Origin of the sequence: Frondihabitans sp. Leaf304, from assembly GCF_001423105.1 — a bacterium.
GTDB lineage: Bacteria > Actinomycetota > Actinomycetes > Actinomycetales > Microbacteriaceae > Frondihabitans.
Genome location: NZ_LMNV01000002.1, coordinates 756,284 through 772,480, shown reverse-complemented (window position 1 = coordinate 772,480; position 16,197 = coordinate 756,284). Strand labels below are relative to the sequence as shown.

15 protein-coding genes are annotated in these 16,197 nt (G+C 67.3%); 13 read left to right on the top strand and 2 right to left on the bottom strand.

Annotated features, from left to right (window positions below; genetic code table 11):
- The first annotated feature begins 84 nt into the window (after positions 1-84).
- Positions 85-1,647, top strand: a complete 1,563-nt coding sequence (ffh, locus tag ASF54_RS03405; RefSeq protein WP_055958821.1) for a signal recognition particle protein — start codon at positions 85-87, stop codon at positions 1,645-1,647.
- Positions 1,648-1,677: 30 nt separating this feature from the next.
- On the opposite strand, the gene ASF54_RS03400 is transcribed toward ffh, so the two are convergent.
- A complete protein-coding gene (locus ASF54_RS03400) occupies positions 1,678-2,832 on the bottom strand; it encodes a glutamate--cysteine ligase (RefSeq protein ID WP_055958818.1) in 1,155 nt (384 codons plus the stop codon).
- Between the two features lie 145 nt (positions 2,833-2,977).
- Here ASF54_RS03400 and aroA point away from each other — a divergent pair, with 145 nt between their 5' ends.
- The 8 genes from aroA (at position 2,978) to trmD (ending at position 12,570) form a co-directional block, all read left to right on the top strand.
- A complete protein-coding gene (aroA, locus tag ASF54_RS03395) occupies positions 2,978-6,130 on the top strand; it encodes a 3-phosphoshikimate 1-carboxyvinyltransferase (RefSeq protein ID WP_055958815.1) in 3,153 nt (1,050 codons plus the stop codon).
- A complete protein-coding gene (locus ASF54_RS03390; protein ID WP_055958812.1) occupies positions 6,127-7,305 on the top strand; it encodes an acyl-CoA dehydrogenase family protein in 1,179 nt (392 codons plus the stop codon). Before aroA ends, ASF54_RS03390 begins: the two co-directional genes overlap by 4 nt.
- A gap of 37 nt (positions 7,306-7,342) precedes the next feature.
- Complete coding sequence (locus ASF54_RS03385) at positions 7,343-8,203, top strand: SDR family oxidoreductase (protein WP_055958809.1); 861 nt, start codon at positions 7,343-7,345, stop codon at positions 8,201-8,203.
- Complete coding sequence (locus ASF54_RS03380) at positions 8,175-10,289, top strand: FAD-dependent oxidoreductase (RefSeq protein WP_200919559.1); 2,115 nt, start codon at positions 8,175-8,177, stop codon at positions 10,287-10,289. Before ASF54_RS03385 ends, ASF54_RS03380 begins: the two co-directional genes overlap by 29 nt.
- A 233-nt stretch (positions 10,290-10,522) precedes the next feature.
- Positions 10,523-10,942 (top strand): 30S ribosomal protein S16, encoded by a 420-nt coding sequence (gene rpsP / locus ASF54_RS03375; protein WP_055958806.1) that lies wholly within the window; start codon positions 10,523-10,525, stop codon positions 10,940-10,942.
- A 3-nt stretch (positions 10,943-10,945) separates the two neighbouring features.
- The gene (locus ASF54_RS03370; protein ID WP_055958803.1) at positions 10,946-11,182 is read left to right on the top strand and encodes an RNA-binding protein; all 237 of its coding nucleotides are present in this window, start codon (positions 10,946-10,948) and stop codon (positions 11,180-11,182) included.
- Positions 11,160-11,861, top strand: coding sequence for a ribosome maturation factor RimM (gene rimM, locus ASF54_RS03365; RefSeq protein ID WP_084815913.1), 702 nt, complete (start codon positions 11,160-11,162; stop codon positions 11,859-11,861). Before ASF54_RS03370 ends, rimM begins: the two co-directional genes overlap by 23 nt.
- 4 nt (positions 11,862-11,865) lie before the next feature.
- On the top strand, positions 11,866-12,570 hold the full coding sequence (gene trmD / locus ASF54_RS03360) for a tRNA (guanosine(37)-N1)-methyltransferase TrmD (RefSeq protein WP_055958798.1): 705 nt from the start codon (positions 11,866-11,868) through the stop codon (positions 12,568-12,570).
- Between the two features lie 49 nt (positions 12,571-12,619).
- Here the strand turns inward: trmD and map are convergent, their stop codons facing one another.
- Positions 12,620-13,390: a type I methionyl aminopeptidase gene (gene map / locus ASF54_RS03355; RefSeq protein ID WP_055958795.1), complete on the bottom strand. Its 771-nt coding sequence runs from the start codon at positions 13,388-13,390 to the stop codon at positions 12,620-12,622.
- Positions 13,391-13,428: 38 nt separating this feature from the next.
- On the opposite strand from map, the gene ASF54_RS03350 reads away from it, so the two are divergent.
- The 4 genes from ASF54_RS03350 (at position 13,429) to ASF54_RS03335 (ending at position 16,142) form a co-directional block, all read left to right on the top strand.
- Entirely contained in the window at positions 13,429-14,004 is a 576-nt protein-coding gene (locus ASF54_RS03350) for a hypothetical protein (protein WP_157510000.1), read from the top strand.
- Between the two features lie 184 nt (positions 14,005-14,188).
- Entirely contained in the window at positions 14,189-14,539 is a 351-nt protein-coding gene (gene rplS, locus ASF54_RS03345) for a 50S ribosomal protein L19 (RefSeq protein WP_055958791.1), read from the top strand.
- Between the two features lie 96 nt (positions 14,540-14,635).
- Positions 14,636-15,472 carry a signal peptidase I gene (gene lepB, locus ASF54_RS03340; RefSeq protein ID WP_235480920.1) on the top strand — a complete coding sequence of 279 codons (837 nt, stop codon included), beginning with the start codon at positions 14,636-14,638 and terminating at the stop codon, positions 15,470-15,472.
- A gap of 34 nt (positions 15,473-15,506) precedes the next feature.
- On the top strand, positions 15,507-16,142 hold the full coding sequence (locus ASF54_RS03335; protein WP_055958789.1) for a ribonuclease HII: 636 nt from the start codon (positions 15,507-15,509) through the stop codon (positions 16,140-16,142).
- Positions 16,143-16,197: the final 55 nt, after the last annotated feature.

Sequence of the window (16,197 nt, the reverse complement as noted above, 5' to 3'; positions counted from 1 at the left end):
GACGGCATGCGGATCGGCCGGGGTCGCCTGCACGAATCTCCTTCGAATTCGGCACGGGCCCGAGTGCGTTAAGATCGGAGCACCATGGCAACCTTCGGATCCCTCTCTGACCGCCTCGCGGAAACCCTCAAAAACCTCCGCGGCAAGGGCAAACTCAGCCCGGCCGACGTCGACGGCACCGTCCGCGAGATCCGGCGCGCCTTGCTCGACGCCGACGTCGCACTCGACGTCGTCAAGTCGTTCACTGCGGCGATCCGCGAACGTGCTCTCGGCGACGAGGTCAACAAGGCGCTGAACCCGGCTCAGCAGGTCGTCCAGATCGTCAACGAAGAGCTCGTCGGCATCCTCGGTGGCGAGCAGCGTCGCCTCGAGTTCTCGAAGCGCCCGCCGACCGTCATCATGCTCGCGGGTCTCCAGGGTGCCGGTAAGACGACGCTCGCGGGCAAGCTCGCGAAGTGGCTGAAGAAAGAGGGCCATACGCCTCTCCTCGTGGCCTCCGACCTCCAGCGCCCCAACGCCGTGACGCAGCTGCAGGTCGTCGGTGAGCAGGCCGGCGTGCCGGTCTTCGCGCCCGAGCCCGGCAACGGTGTCGGCGACCCGGTCAAGGTCGCGAAGAACGGCGTGAAGTTCGCCGCCGACAAGCTCTACGACACCGTCATCGTCGACACGGCCGGCCGCCTCGGCGTCGACGCCGACATGATGAAGCAGGCCGCCAACATCCGCAAGGCCGTCGATCCTGACGAGGTTCTCTTCGTCATCGACGCGATGATCGGTCAAGACGCCGTCGCCACGGCCAAGGCCTTCCAAGAGGGCGTCGACTTCACCGGCGTGGTGCTCACGAAGCTCGACGGTGATGCCCGCGGTGGTGCAGCCCTGAGCGTCGCGCACGTGACGGGCCGCCCGATCATGTTCGCCTCGACGGGTGAGGGGCTCGACGAGTTCGAGCCGTTCCATCCCGACCGCATGGCGTCTCGGATCCTCGACCTCGGTGACATCCTCACCCTCATCGAGCAGGCGCAGGGCGCCTTCGACGAGGCCGAAGCGCGCGAGATGGCCGAGAAGTTCGCCACCGACAGCTTCACGCTCGACGACTTCCTCAAGCAGATGCAGCAGCTTCGCAACATGGGCTCCATCAAGGGCATGCTCAGCATGCTTCCCGGGGCGAAGGGCATGCGCGAGCAGCTCGACAACTTCGACGAGAGCGAGATCGTCCGCACCGAGGCGATCATCCAGTCGATGACGAAGGCCGAGCGGGCCAACTCCAAGCTCCTCAACGGGTCGCGTCGCCTCCGTATCGCCAAGGGTGCCGGTTCGACCGTCACCGAGGTCAACCAGCTCGTCAATCGCTTCGAGCAGGCCGCGAAGATGATGAAGACCGTCGCGAAGGGCGGCGTGCCTCAGGTGCCTGGAATGGGGCCGATCCCCGGCGCCGGATTCGGCGGCGGCCGCAAACAGGTCGCCAAGAAAAAAGGATCCAAGGCGGGCAACCCGGCGAAGCGCGCGGCAGAGAATGCCCGGATCGCCAGTGGTGAGAAGGCTGCGCCCGCGGCACCCACCGGTGGCGGCTTCGGTCTCGGTGGCCGCAAGGGCCAGGCGGCTCCGACCGAAGAAGAGCTCGCGAGCCTCCAGAAGTTCCTCGGCCGCTAGGCCGGGGCGGGCTCGCCGTTTCGAGCCCGTTTACCGGGTCGTCGTCACCCCGTCGCGAAGTTCGGCGACGAGCGAGGCGACGACGGCTTTCAGCGAGCCCTCGTTGCGGGCGGCCACTGCCAGCTGGCGCTGATACGAGGCCCCTCCGTCGATGATGGTCCGCACCGACTGCAGCTCGGCCTGGCACCCGAGACGCTCGGCTGCCGGCTCGAGCCGGGCCATTAGGTCGATCGTGTCGTCGGTAACGAGCCGCTCGTCTCCCTCGGAGTTCTGGATCACGATGGCGTCCATGCCGTAGCGGGCGGCGCGCCACTTGTTCTCGCGAACGAACCAGGGCTGCATGCGGGGGAGTTCCTCGCCGTGGTCGAGGCGCTCGGAGAGGTCATCGACGAGGCATTGCACCAGTGCCGCGACACCCGCGACTTCGGCGACGCTCGAGATGCCATCGAAGACGCGCACCTCGAGGGTGCCCCACTTCGGCGAAGGGCGGACGTCCCACCGCAGTTCGGAGAAGTCGTCGATCACTCCGGTGTGGGTCATGTCGGCGACCATCGCCTCGTACTCGGCGTACGAGTCGAACTGGGGTGGCAGCCCCGCGGTGGGCAGTTGCTGGAACATCATCGCCCGGTTGGAGGCGTATCCCGTCGACTCGCCGACCCAGAACGGGCTCGATGCGCTGAGCACCTGGAAGTGGGGGAGGTAGGTGAGCAGTGCGTTGAGGATCGGGAGCACCTTGCGGTGATCCTCGATGCCGACGTGAGCGTGGACGCCCCAGATCATCATCTGGCGGCCCCACCAGCGGGTCCGGTCGATCAGCGTCTCGTAGCGTTCGGAGCCGGGGGTGACGTCTTGCTGGAACCACTGGCTGAACGGATGCGTTCCGGCGCACATGAGGTCGGCGTTCAGGATCTCCGCCTCGGCGCGCACGAGGTCGATCGTGCCGGTGAGGTCGGCGATCGCCTGGTCGACCCGGTGGTGCACCCCGGTCACGATCTCGACCGTGTTCGTCAGGAGCTCCTTGGTCACGCGATCGCCGTCGTCGTTCAGGTGACGCAGAGCCGGGAGGATCGCGGGTGCGTGTGGCGCGAGTTCGCCGCTCGCCCGATCGACGAGAGCCAACTCCCATTCGAGACCGAGCGTCGACCGCTCCGACGACGCGAACGGAATGGGCTGCGGTGCTCTCATGCGTTAATCCTGCCAGCCCCGGCCCTTGGAACGTGCAATGGAGGGCGTCAACAGGCGTAACGTGTTGTGGCGGGACCGCCGCATTCCGAGGTTCGCACTCCAATGACGTAGATGGGTCCCGTCGTAGCAGGAGGAGAACAGACAAATGCAGCTTGTCGTTCGTGGAACAACTACCCGCCTCGAGGGCGTTCTCGATGTGCCGGTCTCGAAATATCACGCGCACCGTGCGCTCGTGCTGGCGTCGTTGGCTCCGGGTCGAAGCGTCATCACGGGGGTCTCGACCACTCGTCAGGTGGAGTGGACGATCGGTACGCTCCGGGCACTCGGAACGAAGATCACGGTCGACGGCGACCGCTACATCGTCGAGGGCGGGCCCTACCGGGCGACCGACGTGGTCGACCACGGTTCGAAAGGCGCCGAGGGTCTACTCAACATGGGCTCGTCGGGAACGACGCTCTACTTCATGGTCGGCCTCGCTTCTCTCGCCGACCAGCCGGTGACGCTGACGGGAATGAAGTACTTCCGCAGGCGGCCTATCCGGGCTCTGCTTGACTCCCTCCAGCAGATGGGCGTCCAGCTGGAGGCTGATCAGGATCGACCGCCGGTCCATGTGCAGCCGGTCCGGCCCATCGGGGGCGAGGTCTCGATCGCGGGCACGCTCAGCCAGTGGCTGTCCGGCCTGCTTCTCGTCGCCCCCTTCGCCGAGAACGACACGGTCATCCACGTGACCGGCGGCACCCTCAACGAACAGCCCTACGTCGACCTGACCATCCGCATGATGCGCCTGTGGGGCCTCGAGGTCGAGCACGACGACGACTGGCTGACCTTCCGGGTCCGCGGGAACCAGTCGGCGACCCCGCACGACTACGCGATTCCGCCCGACATCGGTTCGGCCGCCTTCGGTATCGCCGCGGCCGCGATCCACCCCTCCGACGTCCTGTTCCGCGGTCTCTCGGCGACGACGACCGCGGAGACCGACCACCCCGAGTCGGAGTTCCTCGACCTGGCGACACAGATGGGCGTGGATCTCTCGATCGACGACGAGACCGGCTTCGTCCGGATCCGGAGTGACGGCTCCCCGCTTACGGCCATCGACATCGACTGTCAGCCGATCCCTGACCTGCTGCCGATCCTCGCGACGATGGCGACCTTCGCCGAGGGCACGTCGACTTTCCGCAACGTCGGGCACATCCGCCTCAAAGAGAGCGACCGGGTTTCGGCGATGCTCCAGCTCAACACTCTCGGCGGAAAGGCCGACCAGACCCACGACGAACTCCGCGTGACAGGAGGCACCCGCGGTCTCACGGGGGCGCCGCTTTCGTCGTTCAACGACCACCGCGTCCTCATGTCGCTGGCGATCGCCGGCACGCGTGCCCGAGGTGCCACATCGCTGACCTATCCGCGCGCCTACCGCATCTCGTACCCGACGTTCCTCGAGGCGATGACCTCGATCGGCCTTGACCTCGACATGGGCGATCCCAAGCCCCTCGAGAGCGCGGAGAACGTCGAGGTCGAGCGCGACACCCTCACCGAGGGCGCCGCGCTGCAGCAGGCCCCGCTCGAGTTGCAGGGGGTCGACGCCGATCCGCTCGTGCTCAGCGAGAAGGTTCGCCAAATGGCGACGAGTCACCCCGACGACGCGGCGGTGATCGAGGTGGGCGGGATCGAACCCGTCACCACGACCTGGCGTCAGCTTCAAGACGAGGCCGACCGCGTCTCGCAGCTGCTCCTCGAGCTCGGGGTGCAGCGAGGCGAGTCGGTGGCGATGCAGCTGCCGAACTGGATGGAGTTCGTGGCGATCACGCTCGGCACCGTTCAGATCGGGGCCGTGGCCACGCCGATCATGCCGGTGTTCGGTCCGCGTGAGACCACCATGACCCTCGCGCGATCTCGTGCCCGGGTCGTCTTCCTCCCGAACGTCTTCCGCCGCCGTCGCCCCGCCCTCGAGCTTCTCGACGTCATCGACGAAGCCCGCGCTCAGAAGCGGCGACTCTCGGTCGAGCACGTCGTCGTGATCCGCAGCGAAAGTCGCGGCGAAGAAACCGGTCGAAGCGACGTCGCACCGATTCCCGCCGACGCGGCCAAGGCCGTCGAGGCGTCCGAATGGAACTGGCGCTACTACGACCGGGCTCTCGCGGCGGTGACCCCGGACGTCGAGCTCATCACCTCGCTCTCGCCCCGACCCGACGACGTCTGCCAGCTGCTCTTCACCTCGGGCACGACGGGTGAACCGAAGGGTGTGCAGCACCCGCACCGCACCCTGGGCCTCGCCACCGCGATGGAGGTGGCCCACCTTGGGCTCGGCGACTCCGACCGCATCTACATCCCGTCTCCGCTGGCGCATCAGACCGGTTTCCTCTACGGCATGCTGCTGTCGTGGCGGCTCGGAGTGGCAAGCGTCATCCAGCCCGTCTGGGATTCCGGAGTCGCTCTCGAGCAGGCTTTCGGCCAGGCGGGAGCCTCCTTCGTCCAGTGCGCCACGCCCTTCCTCACCGACCTGGTCGAGGCGGTCGAACAGGGCGCCAACCCGCCCGAGAGTCTCCGCATATTTGTGGCCACAGGGGCCGCCGTCCCGCGGGCACTCGCGCAGAAGGCGACCTCCGTGCTGCAGACGAGTGTGCTCGGCGCGTTCGGCACCTCCGAGACCTGTCTCGGCGCACTCTCGACGCCGTCCGACACGCCCGAAGACGCCTGGGGTGCCGACGGGCGCGCCCTGCCCGGCATTCGACTCCGCATCGTCGACGACGAAGGATCCGAGGTGCCCGCCGGTCAGGAGGGCAACTTCGAGCTCCTCTCGCCCACGATGTTCGGCGGGTACCTCGATCGTCCCGACCTCACCGACGACGTCTTCACCGCCGACGGTTGGTATCGCACGGGCGACCTGGCGAGACTCGACGACCACGGTTTCCTGCACATCACCGGACGGATCAAAGACGTCATCAACCGCGGCGGCGAGAAGATCCCGGTCGTCGAGATCGAGAACCTGCTCTACCAGCACCCGCTCGTCAGCGATGCGGCGATCGTGGCCATGCCGGATCCTCGTCTCGGAGAACGAGCGTGCGCGTTCGTCGTGGCCGCCAAGAACGGCGAGCAGCTCGACTTCGCCGCAATGCAGCACTACCTCGCCGAAGCCGGCGTCTCGAAGTACTACTGGCCCGAGCGGCTGGAGTTCCTCGACGAGATACCGCGCAACGTCGTCGGTAAAGTCCAGAAGAACGTGCTTCGCGAGAGGGCCGCCGCCCTGGTCTCCGACGAAGCCCGAACCTCCCACACCGCAGTCCAGGAGACACAGTCATGACCCTCACCGCCCCGGCCCCCGTCTCGTTCGACGAGGCCGAATTCCAGGCCATCAAAGCCGACATCACCGCGTGGGTCGAAGGCCTCGGCGAAGACATCGCCAACGAGATCGAGGCCACGGGCGCGGTGCCCGACCGTCTGCTGCCCGAACTGCGCGACCGCGGCTACCTGAGTCTCGCGGCGCCGGTCGAGCTCGGCGGCCGAGGCATCCCGTTCTCGCGCTACCTCGAGCTGATGGAGATCGTGTCGCGCTCGCACGCGTCGATCCGCATGCTCGTGCACGTCATCAACGGCACCTGGCGTGCCATGGTGCCCTTCGCGACGCCGGAGCAGATCGAGGAGGTCGTCAAACCGTCGATCGCCGGAACGAAGCTCGTCGCCTTCACACTCACCGAAGCGACGGCGGGTACCGGCCAAGACCTCCGCACCACGGCACGGCTCGAGGGCGACACCTGGTACCTCAACGGCGAGAAGCACCTCATCACCTTCGGCGTGAAGTGCGACTACTGGCTCATCGCGGCGCGCATTGAAGGATCGACCGACAAGAACGGCTTCGTCGCGTTCTTGATGCCCAACACGGGGCTTCCGGGCGCAGAGGTCATCGACGACTCCGAGACGATGGGGGTGCGCGGCACCGACCATGCGATCCTGCGGTTCACCGAGACGCCCGTTGCGGCGTCGGCTCTTCTGGGGGAGCAGGGCGACGGCCTCGAGGTCGCGCTCGGCGGCTTCCTCCTGCCGAGCCGCGTCTCGGTCGCCATGAGCGCCGTCGGGCTCGCCGAGCGGGCTCAGCAGCTCGCCGTCGAATACGCCAACCGGCGCGAGACCTTCGGCAAGAAGCTCTCCAGCCGCCAGGCGATCCAGTTCTACCTGGCTGAGAACTACGCCGACATCGCCGCGGCTCGAGCTCTCGTCATCGAGGCAGCGAAAGCCTACGAGGAGGGCCGCGCCGATGCCGGCGCACTCTCCAGTGCCTCGAAGATGATCGCCGTCGACATGCTGGCGCGCGTCACCGACAAAGCCCTGCAGGTCCACGGCGGTCAGGGCTACTGGAAGCGCAACACGATCGAGCGTGTATACCGCGACGCTCGGGCACAGCGCTTCGAAGAGGGCACGAACGAGATCCAGAAGCTCATCGTCGGTCGGGCCGTCGTCACCGGCGCGGTCTCGTACTGACCTCCCCCACCTCTCCTCACCTCCTGAAAGGCCCTCCTTGGCTCCCGAAACATCCACCCGACCGCTCGCTCTGATCACGGGTGCATCCCGTGGCATCGGCAAGGTGCTTGCGCTCAAGCTGGCGGCGCGCGGCGTCGATGTCGTCGTCACCTACAAGAAGAACGCTGACCTCGCCGACGAGACCCTGCGCGAGATCCGCGCCCTCGGGGCGGACGGCATCACGGTGCAGCTCGATGTCGAGCAGCCCGAGTCGATCGAGGCGCTCTTCGCGACCGTCACCGAGAAGTACGGCAAGCTCGACATGTTCATCGCCAGCGCGGCGGCCTCGGCGTTCAAGCCGGTCGCCGAGCTCAAGCTGCACCACCTCGACCGCAACTACGCGACGAACATCCGGTCGTTCGTGCTCGGTGCCCAGGCGGCGGCCGCGATCATGCCCGACGGCGGACGCATTGTCGCGATCACGAGCTACGGCTCGCTCCGCGCGTTCCCGACCTACGCCTCGCTCGGAGCCGCCAAGGCCGCCAACGAGGCGTACGTGAAGTTCATGGCCACCGAGTTCGGCCCCCGGGGCATCACGGTCAACGCCGTCAACGGTGGGCTCATCGACACCGACTCGCTCGACTACTTCTACAACTCGGTTCCGGGCATGGCACCGATCGAGACGGTGCTCGAGAAGATTCCGTTGCAGCGCAAGGGCACGGCCGACGAGGTCGCCGACGCGGTCGACTTCCTCCTCTCCGAGAAGGCCGGTTACATCACCGGCCAGACCCTCTCGGTCGACGGCGGCCTGACCGTCGTCGCGCCGCCGTTCTGGGCCGACACCACGAGCCCGCTGCGCGAGGCCGTGCTCGGGTCGACCGTCGACGGCGATGCCTCCGGTGCTGCCGACGTCTCCTGAGTCGGAGCTCCTCGGCATCACGATGACGCCGTGGTCGCTGGGCTCCCTCCGCCTGCCGCACCGCGTCGTCATGGGAAGCATGCACACGGGGCTCGAGGTGCGCGACGACGGCGGAGCCGCTCTGGCGGCGTTCTACCGTGAACGCGTCGAGGGCGGGGCGGCACTCATCATCACGGGTGGTCTCGCCGTGAACTCTGAGGCCCGTGGCGGGGCCGACTACGCCGTCCTCGGTGAGTCCGCCGCCGATGCGCGGTTCGCTCGAGCGGTGCAGGCCGTGCACGAGGCCGGGGGAGCGATCTCGGCACAGCTGTTCCACGCCGGTCGGTACGCCCTCACTGAGGGCCTCGTCGACGAGGGGGGAGCGCCCGCGCAGGCCGTCGCTCCGTCGGCTGTCGCCTGGCGAGGCGCCCGCGGGGCCGTGCCGATTGCTCTCGACGAGCGTGGGATCCTGCGCACCATCTCGTCGTTCGCCGACGCCGCGCGCACAGCGCAGCGTCTCGGCTTCGATGCCGTCGAGATCATGGCGTCCGAGGGCTATCTCATCAACCAGTTCTGCTCGCCGATCACGAACCTGCGCGACGACGAGTGGGGTGGCGATGCCACACGTCGTCGACGGTTCGCCGTCGAGGTCGTACGCGCGGTGCGAGACGCCGTGGGGCCGGAGTTCCCGGTGAGCATCCGCGTCTCGGGCGACGACCTCATGCCCGATTCGTCGACTCCGTCCGACGTCGACGCGCTGGTGATCGAGGTCGTCGAGGCCGGTGTCGACGCGGTCAGCGTCGGGGTCGGCTGGCACGAGTCCCGCGTTCCGACGGTGCAGGCGGCGGTGCCCCATGGCGTCTGGGTTCCATACGCCGAACGACTCGCCGCGGTGGTCCGGTCGTCCGGCCGGCCCGAGGTGGCCGTCATCGCGAGCAACCGGCTGACCGACCTCCGTGACGCCGAGGACGTCCTCGTTCGCGGCGTCGTCGATGCGGTCGCCCTCGCGCGGCCTTTCCTGGCTGACCCCGACATCGTGCAGAAGAGCGCCGACCGACGCTTCGATCTGGTGACGACCTGCATCGGCTGCAACCAGGCGTGTATCGATCGCTCCCTGTTCGGAGAGGCCGTTTCGTGCCTCGTGAACCCCCGTGCCGCGCGCGAGCTGGAGTTTCCGCGTGTTCCGTCTCGGTCGCGTCGACGGGTCGCCGTCGTCGGAGCAGGGCCCGCGGGTCTCGCGTCCGCTGTGGATCTCGCCCGACGCGGAAACGACGTCGTGGTCTTCGAGGAGCGCGCAGGTCTCGGCGGTCAGTTCGATCTGGCCGCGTCGATTCCCGGTAAGGAGGACTACGCGGGACCCGTGCGGTCGTGGCGCGCCGAACTCGACCAGCTCGGCGCTCGAATCGAGACCGGTCGCCGGGTCGACGCCTCCGATCTCGTCGCGTTCGACCACGTCGTCGTCGCCACGGGCGTGCGTCCTCGTGTGCTCGATCTGCCCGGAATCGACCTCCCGCACGTCGTCTCGTACGAGCGCGCGCTTCGCGAGGGGGTGCCGGCAGGAACGGTCGCTCTGATCGGCTCGGGTGGCATCGCCATCGACACCGCGACCTTCCTGGTCGAGTCAGGCCAGGAATCGGTTCGCGCGGAATCGTTCGTCCGCCAGAACGGATTGCCGGCAGACGGCGTGCGCGGATCCTCGGCCCCTCACCGTCGTGACGCGACGCGCCCGCACCCGACCCGTCCGGGATCCTCCGTGTCGATCGTCTCGCGCTCGGAGCGCTTCGGCAGGGGTATCGGCCCGACCTCGCGGTGGGTCGCCGTCGGCCGGCTGCGGCAGGCGGGTGTCCACTTCGTTACGGATGCCCAATACCGAAGGATCCGGCCCGGCGCCCTCGAAATCGAGGCCGAGGGCGGGGTTCTCTTCAGCATCCCCGCCGATACGGTCATCGTCTGCGCCGGCCAGGAGTCGCGCGGCGACCTCGCCGGGGCGCTCGACGCCGCGGGCATCGCTCACACCGTGATCGGGGGCGCTCTCGATGCGCGCGCTGTCGATGCCGTGCGTGCGACCTCGGAGGGTCTGGCCGCGTCTCGACTGGTCTCTCCCTAGCGCGATTCGGCGACGGGTCCGAGCCGCCGTGCAGGAGTCGCGACACAAGGGCGACACGGCCGCGGCAAAGATTCGCCAGAACGTTGCCGGTCTGCAACAATGAGAGGTCGAGTCCGCGGCACCCGACCCTCTAATCAGGTGTCAGTGCGACTTCATCAGAGCTTTCGAGCCGAGTGTGCCCCCACGCTCACGGCTAGCAACTCGCCCCAAAAAGAAATTCCTACAGGAGAATTGTGGCTGTCAAGATCCGTCTGAAGCGTCTCGGTAAGATGCGCGCTCCCTACTACCGCATCGTCGTTGCCGACTCGCGCACCAAGCGCGATGGTCGTGTCATCGAAGAGATCGGTAAGTACCACCCCACCGAAGAGCCCTCGTTCATCGAGGTCGACTCCGAGCGTGCACAGTACTGGCTCGGCGTTGGCGCTCAGCCGACCGAGCAGGTCGCTGCGCTCCTCAAGCTGACCGGCGACTGGGGTCAGTTCAAGGGCGACAAGAACGCCGTCAGCACTGTCAAGACCAAGGTCGCGAAAGAGGCCTTCGTCGCTGACGAGAAGAAGAAGCCCGTGCTGAAGCCCAAGGCTGAGAAGCCGGCCGAGGCCCCCAAGGCCGAGGCTCCTGCCGCCGACGAGTCCGCAGAGACGACCGAGGCGTAGTCAGTGCTCGCACCTGCACTCACACACCTCGTCCGGGGGATCGTCGATCACCCGGACGAGGTGCAGGTGGTCTCCAAGGCTTCTCCGCGCGGCGACGTGCTCGAAGTCCGAGTCCACCCCGAAGACCTCGGACGCGTCATCGGACGCTCCGGGCGCACCGCCAAGGCGCTTCGCACTCTCGTCACGGCTCTCGCCGACGGGAAACGCGTTCGCGTCGATGTCGTCGACACCGATTCCTGAATCGGTGGCAGACGACACGAACACCCGAGTCGACGCGCCGTCCCCCGAGGGGACGCGTCTTCGCGTCGGCCGCCTCACCAAGGCCCACGGCCTCAAGGGTGGGCTGAAACTCGAACTCTTCACCGACGCTCCTGAAAAGCGCTTCGTCCCCGGCGCCGTGTTCGCACTCCAAGTGCCGACCGACAGCCCCTGGCACGGCAAGACGCTCGAGCTCGGCGAACTCCGCTGGTACAACTCCCACCCCGTGGGCTTTTTCACCGGCATCTCCGACCGCAGTGCGGCAGAAACCCTCGCCAAGGCCATCCTGTGGGTCGAGCACGAGGGGCTCGAGGTCAGCGACGAGCCCGACGCGTGGTTCGACCACCAGCTGGTCGGTCTCTCGGTCGTTCGCGACGGCCACGAGGTGGGCACGATCGCCCGCGTCGATCACCTGCCGGCCCAAGACCTGCTCGCAGTCGAGACGCCGTCCGGCGAGGTGCTCGTGCCCTTCGTGAGCGCGATCGTTCCCTCGGTCGATCTGGCCTCGCGGACGATCACCGTCACACCGCCGCTCGGTCTCTTCGAGGAGCTCGTCGACGATGCCGCCGAGAGCGACGCGGAGGCTGGCGCGGAACGCGACGAGACCGCCCCGGTGACCGCGTCGGATCCTGACGTCGCCGCTTCTGAAGACCAGAAGTAGTTCCGTGCGGATCGACATCGTCACGATCTTTCCGGAGTTCTTCGGAGTGCTCGACGTCTCGCTTCTCGGCAAGGCCCGTCAGCAGAAGCTGCTCGACGCAAGGGTCCACGACCTCCGCGACTTCACGCACGACCGGCACCGCACCGTCGACGACACCCCGTACGGCGGCGGCGCCGGCATGGTGATGAAGCCGGAGCCGTGGGGTGAAGCCCTCGACTCCCTGCTCGGTGACGCGGAGCCCGGCACCGTCATGGTCGTGCCCTCGCCGGCCGGCACGCCTTTCACGCAGGCTCAGGCACGCGAACTGGCCTTCGCTCCTCGGCTGGTCTTCACTTGCGGCCGTTACGAAGGCATCGATCAGCGTGTCATCGATCACGCGCGCACCCGGCCCAATGTCGAAGTGCGCGAGATCAGCCTGGGCGACTACGTCTTGAACGGCGGCGAGGTCGCCACCATGGCGATGGTCGAAGCCATCGGACGCCTCGTGCCCGGCGTCGTCGGCAACCCCGAGAGCCTCACCGAAGAGAGCCACGAAGACGGCCTCCTCGAATACCCGAGCTACACGAAGCCCTCGACGTGGCGCGGGCACGAGGTGCCGCCCATTCTGCTGAGCGGCAACCACGGCGCCATCGCGACCTGGCGTCACGAGCAGCAGGTCGAGCGCACCCGAAGGGTTCGGCCCGACCTTCTCGGCGAGGCGTCCGAGTAGGGCGTCGAACCGGCTGGGTACACGCAGGGCGCGACACCGAAGGATCCGACTATCCCCGCGCGGTCAGAACGAGCGGGCCCTCTGGCGTGATCGCCACCGTGTGCTCGACGTGGGCCGCTCGCGAGCCATCGGCGCTCTTGATCGTCCAGCCGTCGGCGTCGGTGTAGATCTCGTCGGTGCTCTGCATGAGCCACGGCTCGATCGCGATGACGAGGCCCGGCCGCAGCGGGAAGCCGCGGCCCGCGCGCCCGTCGTTCGCGATGTGAGGGTCGCCGTGCATCTCGGTGCCGACGCCGTGTCCGCCGAACTGCAGGTTGACCGCGTAGCCGGCTGCGCGGGCGACGTCGCCGATCGCGGCAGAGATGTCTCCGATGCGCCCGCCGGGCTGAGCCGCGGCGATGCCAGCCGCGAGAGCCTGCTCGCAGGCGTCGATGAGGGCTCGGTCTTCGGCGGTCTCATCGCCGCCGACGACGATGCTGAGGGCACTGTCGGCCACCCAGCCGTCGACCTTCGCTGCGAAGTCGAGGCTCAGCAGATCACCCTTCTGCAGGCGGTAGTCGAACGGGAGTCCGTGCAGCACGGCGTCGTTGACCGAGGTGCAGATGACCTTGCCGAACGGCATCGCGCCGAAAGACGGGTGGTAATCGATGTAGCAGCTCTCCGCTCGCGCCGCCGTGATCATGCGGTGGGCGAGGGCATCGAGCTCGAGAAGGTTGGTGCCGGGCGTCGCGGCTTCGCGTGTGGCCTCGAGCACTGAGGCGACGAACCGCCCAGCCGGTCGCATGGCGTCTATTTCTCCGGGTGTTCGCAGATCGATCATGGAGCCATTCTTCACTGTCCGTGCATAGTCTTCACTGCATGTGGGTTCGTCGAGGTCTATACCGTGCTGTGTGGGTGGCGGCAATCGTGCTGCCGGCGTGGGTCCTGCTCGCCCGCGTGTTCTTCGGTGCCCCCCTCGGCTACCAGTTCGTCGCGCAGATCGTGCTCGTCCCGATCCTCTTCGTGGTGCAGGCCGTCGCCATCGCCCTGGTGTTTCTCCGACGCGACAACCGCATTCGTCGCGCCGTCTCGTGGATCGACGCCGGGCTCCTGACGCTCACCTGGCTTGGCCAGTTGGGCATCGGCTTCTTCCTGGTCGACTCGACTTCGTCGCGGTCGGCGGCTTCCGCGTTCAGCGCCCTGGTAGGCAGCGACGCGGTGGCCCTGTCGACCGCACTTTCTGCCGCGTCGATCGTCGTCACGATCGCGGCCGGGGCGGCGCTTCTGGTCGCAAGCATCTGGCAGTCGATCCGGGCGGCCCGAGAGGGCTTCCGCTCCACGCTGGCCGAGATGGAGCGGGTGGTGCAGGGCGGAACACCAGGATCCAGCCCGACGTCACCCGGATCCTTCGCTGCCGATCCCGAACACACGATCCGCATCGCCCCCCGCGCGTAGCGCCGGGCGTGTCGCCTGTGGCACAATGGCTGATTGTGCCCGCGCACGACTCTGCCACAGGGGAGTCTGCCGTTACGAGGCACGAACACTCTTCGAAATGCGCCGGTCGGCAACGAGCTCGACTCGATCGACAGGCGCCCCGAAACCGCGATCGACCTGTGGCGGTTGCAGAGAGCGAATCATCATGAGCCACATCCTCGACAGTCTGGATGCCGCGTCGCTTCGCAGCGATGTCCCCGACTTCCGCGCCGGCGACACCGTCAAGGTCCACGTCAACATCATCGAGGGCACGCGCTCGCGCGTCCAGGTGTTCCAGGGCGTCGTCATCGGCCGCCAGGGCGACAGCGTCCGCGAAACCTTCACCGTCCGTAAGGTCAGCTTCCAGGTCGGCGTCGAGCGTACGTTCCCCGTGCACTCGCCGGTCATCGACCACATCGAGCTCGTCAGCCGTGGCGACGTGCGCCGCGCGAAGCTGTACTACCTCCGCGAGCTCCGTGGCAAGAAGGCAAAGATCAAAGAGAAGCGCGACAACTAGTCCGCGCGTCCCGGTGGCAGGGCTGACACGCTCAGCACTCTCGCCGCTTCCGAGCTCCCCGTCCAGTACCATTTGGCGGGGAGCTCTGGTGGTTAAATGACAGATAACAGCACGTTCATGGGTAGGTTGCGTCGAGGCATGCAGCTCCCGTCGGTGACGCCCGACAGCGAGGCCGTTCGCGGTCGCCGTCGCTCAGACGACAATCCCGCCGACACGGGCGGCCGCAAGAAGCGCCGTGGCGGTGCCGGGCGGTTTCTCCGCGACATCGTCATCATCTTCCTTGTCGCCCTGCTGATCTCCTTCCTGATCAAGACGTTCCTGGTGCGCTCGTTCTACATCCCGTCCGAATCGATGCAGAACACCCTGCAGGTGAACGACCGCATCATCGTCAACGAGCTCGTGCCGCGCGTGACTCCGATCAAGCGCGGCGACGTGGTCGTCTTCAAAGACCCGGGCGGATGGCTCGGGTCCACCGACCAGGTGTCGTCGACCACCGGCAACCCGGTCATCGACGGATTCCAGTGGGCGCTCACCCAGGTGGGGCTCGGCACGCAAGACAGCGACGACCACCTCATCAAGCGGGTCATCGGCCTGCCGGGCGACAAGGTCGCCTGCTGCAACGACTTCGGCCAGACGACGGTCAACGGTGTTCCGCTCGACGAGAAGGCCTACACGAAGCTTCCGGCCGGTGTAACGAAAGAATCGAAAGACGATTTCAGCGTGACGGTTCCGGCCGACTCACTCTGGGTCGAGGGCGACAACCGCTACAACTCCGCCGACAGCCGGCTTCAGACCGGAACGCCGTCGAAGGGCTTCGTGCCCGAGTCCGACGTCGTGGGTCGCGCCTTCGTCATCACCTGGCCGGTCAGTCGCTGGACGTGGCTCGACGACTACCAGAGCGTCTTCCGCGGCACCGACAAATCGACACAGTAATGGCACGCATCCGATTGATTCTGGGCTGCTGCTGATGGTGGTCGCCGATCCGACCCTCGACTTCGAGCGGTCACTGCACGCCGAGGGCGTCACCTGGGTCGTGGGCTGTGACGAGGTAGGCCGCGGCGCCATCGCCGGGCCGGTCGCGGTCGGCATGAGCGCGGTAATCGCCGCGTGCGATCCGCACCCTGCTGGCCTTCGCGACAGCAAGATGCTCAGCGAGAAGCGTCGCGAATCGATGTATCCGCTGGCCGTCGATTGGTCGCATGCGTCGGCAGTCGGATTGGCAGAGCCCGGCGAAGTCGACGAGTTCGGCATCATCGCCGCTCTGGGGATCGCCGGAAAACGCGCGCTCGTCCAATTGCACGAGCAGGGCGTCGGGATCCTCGATTCCGTCGTGGTGCTCGACGGCAACCACGACTACCTGTCGTCCGCACTGACGCATCCGCCGCGCATCACCACTCGAATCAAGGCGGACCGCGACTGCGCCTCGGTCGCCGCCGCCTCGGTGATCGCCAAGGTGCACCGCGATCGCATGATGATCGACTTCGACACCCTGCATCCCGGCTACGGCTGGGCCGGCAACAAGGGCTACGGCTCGGCGACGCACTACGAGGCGCTTCAGGCCCTCGGGCCGTCTCCGCTGCACCGGCTGACCTGGCTGCACTGACGCAGTCACGTTCTCCTCGGCGGTACGGAATCAGCCATGCTCGGCCCTTCCGTGC